The following is a 14,531-nucleotide window of genomic DNA, read 5'->3' as shown; positions in this document are numbered from 1 at the left end:
AGGGGGAGGACGACTACTGGGATGACGAGGGAGACCTGAGTAAGGGCTCCTGACAAAAATGGTGGACTTGACCTGGTCAGCGGTCGGTGTCGTACACGGGGCCGCCGGGTAGCGGACGCGGTCAGCCGCGCAATCGCCCGCGATAAACCCGGCGACGTCGACGATCATCCCCGGGATACTGGTCGCCCATGGATGAGGTCGAAGTCGTCGTCGCCCATTCCGAGCGCGCGACCCTGCGCGTCGGCGACGTGTTCCTGAAGGTGGACGCCGATCAGGCGCGCATCGACGCCGAGGTCGAGGCGATGGCCCTCGCGCCGGTCCCGACCCCGAAGGTCCTGTGGCGCAAGCCGCCCGTGCTCGCGATCGCCGCGGTCTCGGGGACGGCGCTCGGCCGCCTCGGCGAGCCGTCGACCGCGTCGCCGGCGGCGTGGGCCGCGGCGGGTGCCGCCATCCGGAGGTTGCACGACGCGCCGTTGCCGCCCTGGCCCGGCCGGGGCGGCCGGGACCTCGACGCGTTGGCGGCGGATCTCGACGGCGAGTGCGAATGGCTCGTGACGAACGGCGTCCTGCCCGTCGACCTGGTCACCCGCAACCGCCAGGTCGCCGAGGCCGCGCTCCGGCCGTGGACTCCGGTGTTCACGCACGGCGACCTGCAGATCGCTCACGTGTTCGTCGACGGTGACGAGATCACGGGCGTCATCGACTGGTCCGAGGCGGGCCAGGGTGATGCCCTGTACGACCTCGCCACCTTGACGCTCGGACACGAGGAGCACGTCGGCAACGTCGTCGCCGGCTATGGCACCGACGTCGACCTCGACGTGATCCGCGCGTGGTGGTCGTTGCGAAGCCTGCTGGGGGTTCGCTGGCTGGTCGAGCATGGCTTCGACCCAACCGCGCCGGGCTGTGAGGTCGACGTGCTGAGATCCCGGATGTGAGGCTGCGCGGGCCCAACTGCTCTGAGTGCGTTCTGACGCATCGAGCAGGCCATCACCCACCACCGCCGCCGGCGCTCGCATCGATCCGCCGCCTGCGCCAGTGACGGCAAAGGGGGCCCAAGCGCCAGAACACCCGGCCGAAGCCCCGTGGCAGAGCCCTTTCGGCCGGCTGGTGGAGGTGGTGCAGGAGGTAAGGGCCTGGGCCGCTCGCGGGGTGGCTTCACCAGCAAGATCCATCTGAGCGCCGAGGGGAAGTGCCGCCCGCTGTCCCTGATCGTCACTCCGGGGCAACGGGCGGACTGCACCCAGTTCGAGAACGTGCTGGAGAAGATCCGAGTGCCCCGCCCGGGGCCGGGAAGCCCGCAAGAAGCCGGACAGCGTTGCCCCGGACAAGTACTACAGCAACCGCCCTTGCCGCGAGTACCTGCGACATCGGGGGCATGCGGCACACGATCCCGGAAAAGGCCGACACCCGGGCCGCCCGCCTGCGCAGAGGATCACAAGGGTGGGCGGTCACCGGGCTTCGACGAGGGCCGTTACAAGAAGCGCAACATCACCGTCGAACGGGCCATCAACAAGCTGAAGAACCACCGGCTGTGGCCAACCGCAACGACGAACGCGGCTACATGTTCCTCGGTACCGTCACCGCACCGCAGCTTCCCTCGTCATTTCGCTCCGCGTGTGATCATCCGCACAGATCCTCCGTCAACGTTCTTGAAGCGTATGCATCCACCACCCGCTACGGTCTCCGGGTGACCGACCTTCAGACCTTGCGTGCCACCCGTGAGTCCTACGACGCCATCGCACCCACCTATGCGCAGATGTTCCACGACTCCCTGCGCGACCGTCCCCTGGAGCGCGCCCTCCTGAGCGCCTTCGCGGAGCTGGTGCGGGCGAACGGTGACGGCGAGGTCGCAGACCTCGGCTGTGGGCCGGGGTACGTTACAGCTCACTTGCACGGCTTGGGCCTGAATGCCTTCGGTGTCGACGCCTCCCCCGCGATGGTCGAGCTCGCTCGCGAGGCGGCCCCCGGACTTCGGTTCGAGGTCGGCTCGATGGCCGCGCTGGACATCGAGGACGGCGCGCTGGGCGGGGTGCTCTCGCGATGGTCCATCATCCATACCCTGCCGCAGGACGTACCCGCCGTCTTGGCCGAGATCGCCCGGGTCCTGGCTCCCGGCGGGCACCTGTTGATCGGCTTCCCCGCCACCGACGGCCCCCACCACGAGACGCAGGCCTACGACCACGCGGTGGCAACGGCCTACCGCTGGTCCCCCGACCGTCTCGCCGCGCTCCTGCGCGACCACGGATTGACTGAGGCAGCCCGCACGGTGATCCAGCCGAAGCCCACCGACCGGCGGCAGTTCCAAGAGATTCAGCTCCTCGCCCACAAGGCGTAGACCTCGATCACGTGACGGCACTCGATCACATGACGGCAACGGCTCGGATCGATGGGCTGGGGATCGGACGGGATCGGACGGGCGAGGAGGAGCAGCCTGGCGAGTCACATGATCGCCCGGACAGCTCCTGGAAGTGATTGAGGAGGGCTCCCCACGTGATGGGGCCGATCTGGCCATCCACCGGGATGTCAGCCGCCTCCTGGAAGGCGTTGGTTGCCGCGACGCTCACTGGCCCGAAGTCGCCGTCTGTCGGCCCAGGGTTGTGACCACGCGCCAGCAGCAACCCTGGGCATTCTTGACCTCCCTGCTCGCTGTCGCCCTGGTTCAGCGTCGGGGTCGGAATGGTTGCCCGCCCCCGGGTGCACCCTCCCCCCAGACCGCGGGCCAGCATTCCGCCTCGCCCAGCACGCACAGCCAGAGGGATGCGAAGGAAGCGCTGCCGCGGCCGATGACGAGTAGATCGCCTGGCTGACCGGTCGACGGCGGTTCAGTCATCTGGTGGCGACGGAGCCAGCCGGACCTGGGCGCCGCCGACTGACGGGAAGCGTCCGCCGTATCCTTGACCGCTGTTACCGGCCACGCCTGCCCCGGATCCGCTCTCACCGAGAGCACCGACGCCGCTTCCACCGTGCGTGCGTCGCCACATCCCCCTTGGGAAGGGTGGGGATGAAGTCAATGCGGCTCTGGCCCACGACGCCCGGCGCGCCCCTTACTGCTACGCCGAAGACAAGCGAGGCCGCCGAAGGATCACCCGACCCAACGGTCCCCTCACCTGCTCGACGGCCGTAGGCTCCCCGTCTGGTGACACGAGGACCGGGGTGCTGGCATGACCAGCGTGGTGAGCCGCCAAGCCGAGCAGGTGATGGACGCCCTGCCCGACGTGGAGTCGGAGGCCGGGGTGGAGGAACTTCTCGTCCTCGGGCAAGACGCCCTCTCGCACCTCTTCACACGCGTGACCGGAGGCGACGGCGTGCAGAAGGCTTGGTGCGGGCCCGGGGCTGCGCGGAGCACCCCAGCGTCCCCTTGAGCGGCCTTAAGCGGCCGAGGAGGGCGCCCGGGGATTTTTCTCCGGCGCCCTCACCACACGCTTATCGGCCACATGTCTACTTCCGCGCCGGGAGCGAAGGAGAACCCTCCGGGTCACCGGTCCGTGCCGTCCGGCTGTCGTGCAGTGCGCCGGCGAGCCGGGGTCCCAGCCAGCGCTTCAGCTTTCGCAGGGCGGCGGACCTCTCGACGGTGCGGTCCACCCGGTAGTACAGCTGGGGCGGTACGTGCGGCAGCAGGGGCGAGTGCCGCTGACCGAGCAGGGCGAACATCTCCTCGGGAGGAAGACGAACGTAGCGCGGCAGGTTCTCGTACCACTGTGCGCTGTACCGCGCCGCGCTTTGTGTGGCGGCGATGGCCGCCTTGCGGGTGCGCTCGTACTCCGCCACAGCCGCAGGCATCCCGGACGTCTGGTCGAGCGTTTCCGCCAGGGCTGCCGCATCCTCCAGCGCGAGAGTGGTACCCGCGCCGATGGAGTAGTGAGTGGTATGCGCGGCGTCGCCGAGCAGCACGAGGTTGTCGCGGTGCCACGTACGGTTGGTGAGCGTGCGGAAGTTCAGCCACGGGGCGCTGCCGTCCTGCTGGGTGCGGCCGATGAGCGGATGCCCGTCCAGCGGCTTGACGAACAACTGCCCCAACAGGGCCAGCGACTCGGACTCGCCCAACCGGTCGAGGCCGAGACCGCTCCAGGTCTCGGGCGCGCACTCCACCACGAACGTGGACTGCTCCTCGCTGAACTTGTAGCCGTAGCACCAGATCCAGCCGTGTTCGGTCTCCTCGAACGCGAAGGTGAACGAGTCGAAGACCTTGCTGGTGCCGAGCCAGATGTATTTGTTACGGCCGATCGTCCAGCGTGGCCCGAAGTGCTCGGCGTATTGGCTGCGCAGTGCACTGTGGACGCCGTCGCATGCGACGACGAGGTCCGCGCCCTTCAGCACCCCGGACGCCGCGGGCAGCACCTCGTGTGAGAACTCCAACCGAACCCCGAGCGACCTGGCCCGCGCAGCGAGGATGCCCAGCAGCCGCCGCCTTCCGATCCCGAACCCCTCGTCCCCGTGGTTCGTCGTCGTTCGCCCGTGCACGTAGGCGGTGCCGTCGCTCCACCGTACGGAGTTCTCCAGGATGTCCCGGGCCGACTCCGGATCTCCCTTCCGAAGCGTCCCCAGCAGCCCAGCCCAGTAGGTGACGCCCCAGCCGTATGTCGAACCGGCCGGATTGCGTTCGTAGACGGTGATGTCATGGGCGGGATCTCGCAGTTTCATCAGTACCGAGAAGTAGAGTCCGGCGGGCCCACCACCGACGCACGAGATTCTCACGGTTCCTCCTGGAGGTCACCAGAGGGCGCTAGAGCAGCATGAATACCCCATGTGTGCGGATTACCGAGGCAGGCTTGCGTGTGTGTCGGCCCAGCCGGACTAATGCGCCTCCAGCGAGCCGCCCGCCTTCCGCTACGCCAGCTCGGCCAGCGCACCCGCGTCTCCGCCTCCTACCTCAGTTGTCCTGGCCGGCGAACGCTTCCCCTCCTGGGAGCTGACCGCACGCCCTCGGCTAGCGCCCGTGGGCGCCGACGTATGCGTCATCCGCCAGATCTGGGACGACGAACACCGCCACCTGACCGTCGAGAACTCCGCGCCGCCGCCAGGCCAGCACCACTTCCGCAGCGCCAGCTCCCACACCGATCTGGCAACCGCCCTACGGGCGCCGGCACGACGCTGCGGCTCCCCCAGCGCCTATGACATCGCCGTCGTTCTCCGTCACACCCTCCAGCCCGAACAGATCACTGCCGCTCTGGAGGGCACCTTCCTCCTCGGCTGGTCCCGCACCGAGCGTCTCGTCCTGGCGCTGCAGGGCGATCCGCACACCTTCCAGCCCCTGTGGCAGCGCACTGCCACAGGGGCTGCGCCCTTACCGCCACCCAGCCCCCAGTCGTCGTGCTCCCCACCCACGCCGAGGACATCAACCCCCACAGCCGCCTGGAGAGCTTGTTCGCTGCCTTCGGCCCCACCCTCAGCAGACCAGCACTGGCCTACACCCACTACTGGCCGCGCCCCCATGCAACATCGCCATGCCCTGAGAGTGCAGCATTCACCGCTCAGCGCCCGGAAGCCCCCAGGTCCGCACGGATCCGGGTGCGCAGCTTTCCGAATGCCTCTTTCCAACGCCGCCGAGCCTCGGCAACTGCGGCATCGGTGCGCAGGGCACCCTCCCGGAGCCGCTCGCGCAGCAGCCGCAGTTCGCGGAATGCGATGGTGGACGCCTCGACCACCTCTTCGGGCGCGACGATCGCGACCTGGTAGCGCAGTTCGTATGCTCCGCCACCCAGGAAACGCCTCCAAAGCCCTGCTCGCGCGCTGCTCAGGAGGCACATCAGCAGACCGGGCAACGGCCCGCAGGTCTGAGCGCGTGCGGGACAGTGCAGCAAGATTGTCGCCGTGGAGCTGGAGACGGACGGCATGGCCGCTCGTCTCCCGGTCCCGGCGGGAGTGCACCCACTCCCCCGTGAGGGTTGAGGCAATCCCGATAGGGCTGCCGACTACCGTGCTGGCGATAGTGGACCAGTCCACCGGTTGATCCTCTCGAACTGGCCCTTTCGCATGATCACGGCCGTGCCACAACGGCCGCCGCTAGTACTGCAACGGTGTTTGTTCTGATAGCTGGGCAACGTCGCACGTAAGGCTGCTGCGGGCTTGGACGTGTCGCGTCTGCGGCGCGCCGGCGTGACCAGTGCAGAGTGTGGCTGACTGATGCGGATCGGGGGTCGGTGAGGCGGTGGATCAGCCGTCTGATCTCGACGAGGCTCAGGTGAGTGAGTTGGGAGGACCCGTTTCTGCTTTTCCGGCGTCCAGTTCGCGGGCCCGTAGGCCGGTCAGGCAGGCGTGGGCGGCTACGGCCAGGGACAAGCTCACAGTCGCCGCCTAGAGGTAGGCCAGGGTCCATCCAACGTTCAGGTCGCCCCGGCACTTTTCGCCTGTCTGGCCCCCGACTCAACAGGAGTGACATGTCTACCCCCAACCGCCGGGGCGTCCTCTTCGGCGCTGCCGGTGCTGCCGCCGGTCTCGCGATTGCCCCCGCCACGGCGTTTGCCGCCTCGCAGAGCACCGAGCGGCGCGAGCCGCTGGCCGCCGGACCCGGCAAGAAGTGGGACCTCGACGGCAACGCGCAGCGCTTCCGTGGCAACACGTTTGTTTGCCCTGTGCCCCAGGACTCGGCCTTCTTCCACGCCGAGACCAAGGCGATGGAGCTCATGAAGCGGTCCTCCATCGCCGATCAGTACGTCTGCCTGCCACACCAGAGCATGCACATGACGGTGTTCGACGCCACGACACAAGACACCGTCGTCAACAAGCAACTCCCGGCCTGGCTCGCTGACTGCACGGATGTCTCCGAGGTGTCCCAGCGGATCCTCGCGCGCCTCCAGGAGTCGACGCTGACCCCAGTGGGCCCGATCAAGATGAAGGTCAAGGGGTTCCATCCCTTCGACACCGCCTTCACGATGGAGCTCACTCCCGCCGACGACGCCACCTTCAATACGCTCTGGACGATCCGACGGGAGCTGAGCGCCCTGCTGGAGATCCGGGCGTCGGACTTCGAGACCTACCAGTTCCACTCGACCATCGGCTACCGCCTGGTCAAGCCGCTGGAATCCGACGTGCCGGCCATGGAGCGACTGACCGCGCAGTGCTCCGCACTCTTCACCGGCGACGCCGCCACCGTGACTATGGAGCACCCGGCGTTCAACCTCTTCGACGACATGCTCGCGTTCCCACAATTGTGGCGGCTGCCGAAGGCCTGATCCGCTCCAATCGCCGATGAGCCGGTAGAGACGGTCCGTCGGTTGCTGCCCGAGTCGGGCAGTCAGCGCCCCCACCGCTGGTAGTCATTGCCACCCGGCGTGCACGGCCTGGCATAGACCTCGTCGCTTCCGTTGGCATCGAGGCACAGTTGCAACACCACGGTCATCGCGGACGGTGGCTGCCGGGGCACCGGCCTGGTCATCCCGCACCGCCTGAGAAAGGCCAGACGAACTCCCGGCCTGGAAAGAGGAACACAACACCTCCCACCGCAAAGCCCGCGCCCGCGTTGGAGCATGTCTTCGCCGGAATGAAGGGCTGGAAGATCCTTCGCGACTGCCGACTGAAAGGCGACGTCATTCACCACGCCCTGCCCGGCACCGCCCGCCTGCACAACCTTGTCCCTGCCGGGTGACGCAGAAACCCCCAGCAGGTCACCCAGCACATCAAAGATCATTTACGGGACAGCCGTTAGGCGGGCTACGTCTATGTCTGGGCCGATGTCATCCACCTGAAGGTCCGCCTGGAGCAGGCGAAAGCCTGCGTGCTGGTGCTGATGGGCGTGCGCGCCGACGGCACTAAGGAACTCATCGCGATGGCCGACGGCTACCGCGAGTCGTCGGAGTCCTGGGCGAACCTGCTGCGGGATGCCGCCCCGGCGTGGGATGCACGATCCCGTCTTCGCGGTGAGCGACGGCGCCCTGGGCTTTTGGAAGGCCCTTGCCGAGGTGTGCCCGGCAACACGCCCACAAAGATGCTGGGTTCACAAAACCGAAAATGCCCTCGACAGCCTCCCGAAGTCGGCCCAGCCGATGGCGAAGAAAGCGATCCAGTACATCTATAACGCGGAAGACCGCGAGCAGCGGCCCGGGCCGTGAACGCACCGCATCTCGTCGCCCTCGTCCGCGCTGGAGCCCTCTTCGAACGCGGTTACCTCGTCGAGCGTCCCGAGCCCGCCGCGGCGTGCACAACCTCAACCGACCCACAGGTCTTACCTATTACTGCCGGTTCCGCAGGGCATTCGTCCAAAAGGAACTGCGTCGGCGGCGCTACGCTGCTGTGTCATGCAGGAGACGCGCCTCGACACTGCTCGGATCCGGGCGGCTCGCCGGGTAATCGACCCGATGTTTCTCGACACTCCGCTGTACCGCTGCGAGGCGCTGGAGCCCGACCTCGGGTGCACGGTGAGCATCAAGCTCGAAACGGCGAACCCGGTCCGCAGCTTCAAGGGCCGCGGCACCGAGGTAGTCGCGAGCCTGCTCGCCGACAATGGCCCACGAGCCGTGGTTTGCGCCAGCGCGGGCAACCTTGGCCAAGCCCTCGCCTGGTCCGGTCGCGGCCGGGGGCTCGACGTCACCGTCGTGGCATCCCGCTTCGCGACTGCGGCCAAGCTTGATCGCATCCGCGCACTGGACGCCAGGTTGGAACTGGTCGACGGCGACCACGAGATGGCTCGAGAGCGGGCGGCAGCCATCGCGGGGTACGACGGCATCCGGCTGGTCGAAGACAGTCTTGACATCGAAACCTGCGAGGGCGCGGCGACCATCGGCCTGGAACTGGTGGACATGGTGCCCTCGTTCGACGCCGTCCTGGTTGCTCTCGGTGGCGGGGCACTGGCCACCGGCGTGGGTCATGTGGTGAAGGCCATGGCGCCCGAAGCCGAGGTGATCTGCATCCAGCCGCTGGGCGCACCGGCGATGACGCACTCGTGGCACCAGCAGCGCGTCGTCACCACCGACTCGACCAACACCATCGCTGACGGCGTCGCCGGCCGGCGTCCCATCCCGGACGTCCTGGACGACCTCCTCCTCGTCGCTGACGACGCCGTCCTGGTCCAGGAGGCGTCGATCATCGCCGGTATGCGGATGCTCCTCGACCACGCCGGCCTCGTCGTCGAACCGTCGGCCGCGCTCGGCGTCGCGGCGATCCTCGAAGACCGTGACCGCTTCGCCGGCCGACACGTAGTCACCATCGTGTGCGGCAGCAACGTCGATGTGGACGCCTATCGCCGCTGGGTCGGTGCGGCTCCCAACCAAAGGTCTTGACAATTGCTCGACCTGGCTGTCCATGATGCGAGACTGGCCCCCAGGCTCTGACTGAGAGACCCGGAAACTGACATGACCAAGACGCAGCGCGCGCTGAAGGCAGTGGAAGCCGCCCTTGCAGCGATCGAGGAAGAGCTCTCAGAGCACGCCGCAGGCCGGGGCACTGTCGGCAATCCGAAACAGCTCAAGACCTTCCGCGCCAACCTGGAGATCCTTCAGGGCCAAGTCATGTTGGGGACGCTGCCACCACGGGGACAACGTCTCAGCGGCATGGCCCGAGTGATCACCGACTCGTGGCCCTCCGACAGCAGCCTCGGAGAAGCTCTCCTCACTGCTGAGCAGCGTTACCTGAGCTTGTGATCTCCGGCGGAGACGGCTTGAACGAATAGGCGGGTTCCTCGCACGACGCCCGCGCGCAGCCGTCCACAACCATTGACAATTGCTCGCCGCACACAGCTCGGCTCCCAGAGCGTGTGTGCCAATCGTTGGCGTCAGGGGGCAGCAGGCAAGGTGGAACACCACAGTTGCGGACGGCTCAGAGGGGTTTCCCACAGGCCCCGCAGGACGTACACCATGCTGTTGCCGATGCCGTCCCATAGGCCGATACGCCACCGTCCCAAAGGCCGATACCCCGGTGTGCCACACGGCAACTACTGTCACCCCTGGGACAGTTCGACCGACCCAGGGCAGTGCCACGCCTCCGGCGTTGCCTTCCACGTAGTCCGACGCCTGCCGAGAGGAGACAACGAGAATGGTGACATGGCTGCTGACGTGGTGGATCCAGAACTGACCACCCCGACCCCGACGGGCCGCCCCACCACGCCGGGCGGCCCGTCACACACCCGTAGGTAACAGCGCCCCGCTCGGGGCCCTTAACGAGGGCCCAAGCGGAAGTCGCTACCGCCGCTGCAGGTCCGCCGACGCGTCCCTGATCGCCTCTGCCACGTCAGTCAACGCCAGAGCGATAGCCGCCAGACCCTCCCCGAGCGCATCCGTCTGGCCCCCCGTTGCCAAGATGGCGGTGATCAGGTTCCTCAAGGAGCAGCGCTGCGGCGCGCAGTGGTGAAAGCGGCGTCCGGAACGGTGCCACCAGCGCACCGTCAGATGGCCCCAGCCGCTCACCGCCCCGCTCCGATCCGCTGTGCGATCTGCGGGAAGCAAGGAGGGCCCGTTCGCATCCCATCGCGAAGTGACCAACGCCTGTGCAAGAGTGCGAGCTTTCGCACCAGGAAGGAGTAGATGCCATGGGGCGCCGCTGGGAGACCACGGTGGACCTCGGGAACGCCGTTCCGGGCGGCGGGCTCGCCGAGATCGGCGAGCAGCTGCAAACCACCGGCCCGTGGCTGGAGGACCTGCGCCATAGCCCTCTGATCATTGACACCGATATCGGCGGCGACGCCGATGACGCGCTGGCCGTCGCCGTCGCGGCCCGGCACGTGCCTGAACTGGCCGCGGTGATCACGGGAGACGAAGCCGCAGGGCAGCGCGCTCGCTTCGCCCGGCACCTCCTGGACGCCATGGGCCGTAGCGACGTGGCCACGGTGGCCGGGGCCTCCTTGGGAGCGACCCCCTATTACTGCGTGGACGACTTGATTCCCCAGGACGTGCCGCCTCAGCCCACCGATGTGGTGGCTGCGGTCCGTGAGGTATGCGCCTCCACCACGGGGCCGGTGCGGTGGGTTGGCATTGCCCCGCTGAGCAACCTCGCCCGCGTCCTCGCCGAGGCCCCCGAGGTGGCTGCGCAATTGCGCGTGACGCAGATGGGCGGAGCACTCAGGTACCGCAACCCCGAACGCGCCGAGCACAACGTCCGGCTCGACGTCCCGGCCGCTCAGGCGGTGCTCGCGGCGGTGGCCGAAGGCCGCCTGACGACCCCGGAGTTCATTCCCTCCGAGGTGACGTTCACGCCGCAGATGGAGGTCACCGCGAACAGCGCGTTGTACGAGGCCCTGAACGCCCCGAATAACCCGCCGTGGGCGCGGATCCTCTCCGACCATTTGGACCGGTGGTTCCGAGACTTCCACCCGGGCAGCATGCAGCACGACGCGCTCACCCTCTCGGCCGCGCTCGACCTCCCGTTCGTGGACTCGGAGTTGATGCCGATCACGATGGACAGAATCGGTCGCACGACCGCAGCGGAACACGGCGAGGGGGCCGTTCTGCGCTGGAGTACGAGCGCGGCATACGTGCCCTTCATGAGCTGGCTCACCGAGGCGCTGAACCCGTCGAAGGCCGGCACGGCCCGATTGACACGGGGGGCTGACGCAGGTGCCGATTGAAGATGACTATCCCACCTGTCCGCACTGTTGGATGCCTACCAGCTAGACCCCGCAGGACGAGCCGCCGTCGGCGAGGCATACGACGTCTTCCGCGCACTTCGGGCCGTTCATCACCTACCTCCACCGCCGCCGAGGTGCTTCCCGATCTGCACCGTGATGCGGAGGCCGGCCGCAGCGTGGTGTGTCTGTGACGGTGACGCCGTAGACAGCTCGGGGCTGCCGTGGACGGCCACTGGTCGCAGGCTGACAGCATCTCCTCAGCAGCGGCCGCAGCCCCCCATGCAGGTTTTCAGGGTGAGTTGTCGAGTTGTCGGACCCGGCTTCTGGCTAGGGGGCGATGGCCTTGCGCAGGGTGTGCAGGCACAGGGTCATGGCGGTGTGCTTGGACGCCCCGGCGGTGCGGGTGTGCTCCCAGGCCGAGTACAGCAGTGCCCACACCAGATTGCGGACCCACTCCTCGTCCAGCTCGGGGTCGATGCTGCCCTCCGTGTGGCCGCGCCGGACCGTGCGCAGGAAGTCCTGGTCGGCGGCGGTCTCCTCGTCCCAGCCGGACCAGGTCGCCAGCTGCGGCGACTCGAACATCAGCGTGAGGCCGTCGCCGAGCTCGAAGTACTCCTGGCAGAGCCGCTCCAGCGCTTTGGCGGCCGGGCCGTCGTCGAGCCGGGCGCGCTCGGTCGCAGCGGCGACCTTCTCCAGGACGTCCGCGCCGATGGCCGCCAGCAGGTCGGACCGCTCGGGGAAGTAGCGGTGCACGGTCGTCCGCCCCACCCCCGCCGCTGCCGCGACATCGCCAAGCGACGCGGTCGGGTCGCCGGCCAGCAGGACGACGGCGGCGTCGACGATGGCGCGCCGCGTGCGTGTCCGTGTTCCGCTCTCAGGCGCCCCTGTCCGCTCCTCACTCATGCGCCATACGGTAGCGCTCCCTTCCATGATGAAAATCGCTTGACCGTTACGGAACAGCAGTGTTCCATTCAGCGGCATGACTGTTCCGGAAGGTACGTCTTCCAAAGTGTCCATTCCGCGGCTGCGGATCCTCTGGTCGTTCGCTCGTCCGCACCGGCGAGCCCTGGCCCTGGCTCTCGTCCTCGCCCTCGTGGGGTCCGGGATGGGACTGGCCACGCCGATGGTCACAAAGGGCGTGCTCGACGCGCTCGGTGGCTCCGACTCGCTGCGGGGGCCGCTGCTGGCCCTGCTGTTTCTGCTGGTCGTAGGCAGTGCCGTCACGTACTGGCAGTGGACGCTGATCGGCGCTCTGGGGGAGCGCGTGGTGCTCCGGGCCCGCGAGTCGATGGTGCATCGCTTCCTGCGGGCCACGGTGCCCGCGGTCACCCGGCGACCCCCCGGCGAGCTGGTCACCCGCGTCACGTCCGACACGGTCCTGCTGCACGAGGCCGCCACCGGCGTCCCGGTCGGCCTGATCAACGCCGTGGTCATGCTCCTCGGGACCCTGGTTCTCATGGGCGTACTCGACCTGGTGCTGCTGGGCACGGTCGGGGCGGCCGTGGCGGTGCTCGGCGTCCTGTTCGCCGTCCTGATGCCCGGGATCGCGACCGCCCAGCGACGCGCCCAGGACCATCTGGGACGGCTCGGCGGCAACCTGGAGGGTGCGCTGCGCGCCATCCGGACGGTGAAGGCAGGCCGGGCCGAGGACCGCACGGCCGAGCGCATCGTCGCCGACGCGCGCACCTCCGCCGAGCACGGTATCCGCGCGGTCCGCCGCGAAGCCCTGGCCTGGACGATCGCGGGGGCAGGCATCCAACTGGCGATCGTCCTGGTCCTGGGCGTGGGCGCGTGGCGGGTCTCCGAGGGGGCGCTCGAGGTCTCCAGCCTCGTCGCGTTCCTGCTGTACGCGTTCGGGCTGATGGAACCGGTCAGCGAACTCGGCCAGAACGTCACCGCGCTCCAGTCGGGCATCGCCGCGGCGGAACGGATCCGGGAGACGGAGGACCTCCGGACGGAGGAGACGGTGGGGCGACCCGTACGGCAGACCCCGGTGCGCGAGATCGCCCGACCGGACACCCCCGTACTGGAACTGCGAGCCGTCACCGCGGCCTACGGCCCCGACGCCGAACCGGTGGTGCGCGATGTCGACCTGGTTATTCCGCGGCGTGGGCACACCGCGATCGTCGGACCGTCGGGAGCGGGCAAGACCACCCTGTTCTCCCTGGTACTGCGCTTCTTGGAGCCGACCGGAGGCGAACTGCTCCTGGACGGCCGTCCCTACCGCGACCACACCCACGACGAGATCCGGTCCCGCTTGGCGTACGTCGAGCAGGACACCCCGGTCGTGCCCGGGAGCATCCGAGACAACCTGCTGCTGTCCCGCCCCGACGCGACCGACGCGGAACTGCGCCGGGTGCTGGACGAGGTGCGGCTGGCAGAGAAAGTCGACGCCCTGGACGACGGGCTCGGCACGTCCCTGTCCGGCACGGCCGTCTCGGGCGGCGAGCGGCAGCGCATCGCACTGGCCCGCGCCCTGTTGCGCGCCCCGGACGTGCTTCTCCTGGACGAGGCGACGGCCCAGCTCGACGGGCTGACCGAGGCCGCCGTCCAGGGGTGCGTCCGCGCCCGCGCGGAGACCGGCGCCGTCGTCACGATCGCCCACCGGCTGTCCACCGTGATCGACGCGGACACCATCGTGGTGCTGGACGAGGGCCGGATACGCGCGCGGGGCAGCCACGATGAGCTGCTCGCCACGGACGCGCTGTACCGGGAGCTGGTGGAGGCCCTGCGTATCTCTGCGGACCCACAGGCGGTGTGACGAGAACGAGGGTCTATCCACGCCGTGTACGTCCAAGCTGCTGCCCGGGATCGTCCATTCTCGTGACGGCAGCACCGGTCTAGTGACGGCAGCACCGGCTTCGCCATCGTGGCAGCCTCCGCTGCCGACGACCCGGCCAAGCTGCGGGAGATCCAAGAGGGCCTCCACCGCTGGGCCACGGAACGCGAAGCCATCGGCGCAGAGCTGGACGGCATCGCACGCGCCAGCGAGCCGGACGAAGCTGACTGAAGGACCAGGTTGCGGAGTCCGGCCCTC

General features: G+C 68.4%; 14 protein-coding genes and 2 pseudogenes. 11 read left to right on the top strand and 5 right to left on the bottom strand.

The genetic code is table 11. From position 1 onward, the window contains the following. Positions 1-188 precede the first annotated feature (188 nt). Together ACTWQF_RS18355 and ACTWQF_RS18350 are read left to right on the top strand one after the other, a co-directional pair. The gene (locus ACTWQF_RS18355) at positions 189-935 is read left to right on the top strand and encodes an aminoglycoside phosphotransferase family protein (protein WP_443280497.1); all 747 of its coding nucleotides are present in this window, start codon (positions 189-191) and stop codon (positions 933-935) included. Between the two features lie 752 nt (positions 936-1,687). Beyond that, a complete protein-coding gene (locus tag ACTWQF_RS18350; RefSeq protein WP_443280495.1) occupies positions 1,688-2,335 on the top strand; it encodes a class I SAM-dependent DNA methyltransferase in 648 nt (215 codons plus the stop codon). A gap of 25 nt (positions 2,336-2,360) precedes the next feature. Here ACTWQF_RS18350 and ACTWQF_RS18345 read toward each other — a convergent pair whose 3' ends face one another. Next, a complete protein-coding gene (locus ACTWQF_RS18345) occupies positions 2,361-2,726 on the bottom strand; it encodes a peptidoglycan-binding domain-containing protein (RefSeq protein WP_443280493.1) in 366 nt (121 codons plus the stop codon). A gap of 435 nt (positions 2,727-3,161) precedes the next feature. On the opposite strand from ACTWQF_RS18345, the gene ACTWQF_RS18340 reads away from it, so the two are divergent. Further along, the gene (locus ACTWQF_RS18340) at positions 3,162-3,362 is read left to right on the top strand and encodes a hypothetical protein (protein ID WP_443280491.1); all 201 of its coding nucleotides are present in this window, start codon (positions 3,162-3,164) and stop codon (positions 3,360-3,362) included. A 76-nt stretch (positions 3,363-3,438) separates the two neighbouring features. Here the strand turns inward: ACTWQF_RS18340 and ACTWQF_RS18335 are convergent, their stop codons facing one another. From ACTWQF_RS18335 to ACTWQF_RS18325, 3 genes are all read right to left on the bottom strand, one after another. Beyond that, positions 3,439-4,695 carry an FAD-dependent monooxygenase gene (locus ACTWQF_RS18335; protein WP_443280489.1) on the bottom strand — a complete coding sequence of 419 codons (1,257 nt, stop codon included), beginning with the start codon at positions 4,693-4,695 and terminating at the stop codon, positions 3,439-3,441. Between the two features lie 376 nt (positions 4,696-5,071). Beyond that, positions 5,072-5,239, bottom strand: coding sequence for a hypothetical protein (locus ACTWQF_RS18330; RefSeq protein WP_443280487.1), 168 nt, complete (start codon positions 5,237-5,239; stop codon positions 5,072-5,074). 232 nt (positions 5,240-5,471) lie between these two features. Continuing rightward, the gene (locus ACTWQF_RS18325) at positions 5,472-5,834 is read right to left on the bottom strand and encodes a hypothetical protein (protein WP_443280486.1); all 363 of its coding nucleotides are present in this window, start codon (positions 5,832-5,834) and stop codon (positions 5,472-5,474) included. 543 nt (positions 5,835-6,377) lie between these two features. Here ACTWQF_RS18325 and ACTWQF_RS18320 point away from each other — a divergent pair. The 6 genes and pseudogenes from ACTWQF_RS18320 to ACTWQF_RS18295 all read left to right on the top strand — a co-directional run bounded on the left by ACTWQF_RS18320 (position 6,378) and on the right by ACTWQF_RS18295 (position 11,494). After that, entirely contained in the window at positions 6,378-7,172 is a 795-nt protein-coding gene (locus ACTWQF_RS18320) for a DUF1868 domain-containing protein (protein ID WP_443280484.1), read from the top strand. 156 nt (positions 7,173-7,328) lie between these two features. Next, positions 7,329-7,585 (top strand): annotated as a pseudogene (locus ACTWQF_RS18315) (transposase family protein); the annotation flags it as partial. A gap of 66 nt (positions 7,586-7,651) precedes the next feature. Then, positions 7,652-8,024: pseudogene (locus ACTWQF_RS18310) on the top strand (transposase); the annotation flags it as partial. A gap of 210 nt (positions 8,025-8,234) precedes the next feature. Beyond that, the gene (locus ACTWQF_RS18305) at positions 8,235-9,215 is read left to right on the top strand and encodes a threonine ammonia-lyase (protein ID WP_443280482.1); all 981 of its coding nucleotides are present in this window, start codon (positions 8,235-8,237) and stop codon (positions 9,213-9,215) included. 72 nt (positions 9,216-9,287) lie between these two features. Continuing rightward, positions 9,288-9,575: a hypothetical protein gene (locus ACTWQF_RS18300; RefSeq protein WP_443280480.1), complete on the top strand. Its 288-nt coding sequence runs from the start codon at positions 9,288-9,290 to the stop codon at positions 9,573-9,575. A gap of 884 nt (positions 9,576-10,459) precedes the next feature. Beyond that, the gene (locus ACTWQF_RS18295; RefSeq protein WP_443280479.1) at positions 10,460-11,494 is read left to right on the top strand and encodes a nucleoside hydrolase; all 1,035 of its coding nucleotides are present in this window, start codon (positions 10,460-10,462) and stop codon (positions 11,492-11,494) included. 327 nt (positions 11,495-11,821) lie between these two features. Here ACTWQF_RS18295 and ACTWQF_RS18290 read toward each other — a convergent pair whose 3' ends face one another. Beyond that, the gene (locus tag ACTWQF_RS18290; RefSeq protein WP_443280477.1) at positions 11,822-12,397 is read right to left on the bottom strand and encodes a TetR/AcrR family transcriptional regulator; all 576 of its coding nucleotides are present in this window, start codon (positions 12,395-12,397) and stop codon (positions 11,822-11,824) included. A gap of 106 nt (positions 12,398-12,503) precedes the next feature. Here ACTWQF_RS18290 and ACTWQF_RS18285 point away from each other — a divergent pair, with 106 nt between their 5' ends. Next, the gene (locus ACTWQF_RS18285) at positions 12,504-14,255 is read left to right on the top strand and encodes an ABC transporter ATP-binding protein (protein ID WP_443280475.1); all 1,752 of its coding nucleotides are present in this window, start codon (positions 12,504-12,506) and stop codon (positions 14,253-14,255) included. Positions 14,256-14,363: 108 nt separating this feature from the next. Beyond that, entirely contained in the window at positions 14,364-14,504 is a 141-nt protein-coding gene (locus ACTWQF_RS18280) for a hypothetical protein (RefSeq protein WP_443280474.1), read from the top strand. Positions 14,505-14,531 lie beyond the last annotated feature (27 nt).

Source organism: Streptomyces sp. 8N114, assembly GCF_052245835.1.
Classification (GTDB): Bacteria; Actinomycetota; Actinomycetes; order Streptomycetales; family Streptomycetaceae; genus Streptomyces.
This window is presented reverse-complemented; position numbering and strand designations above follow the sequence as displayed.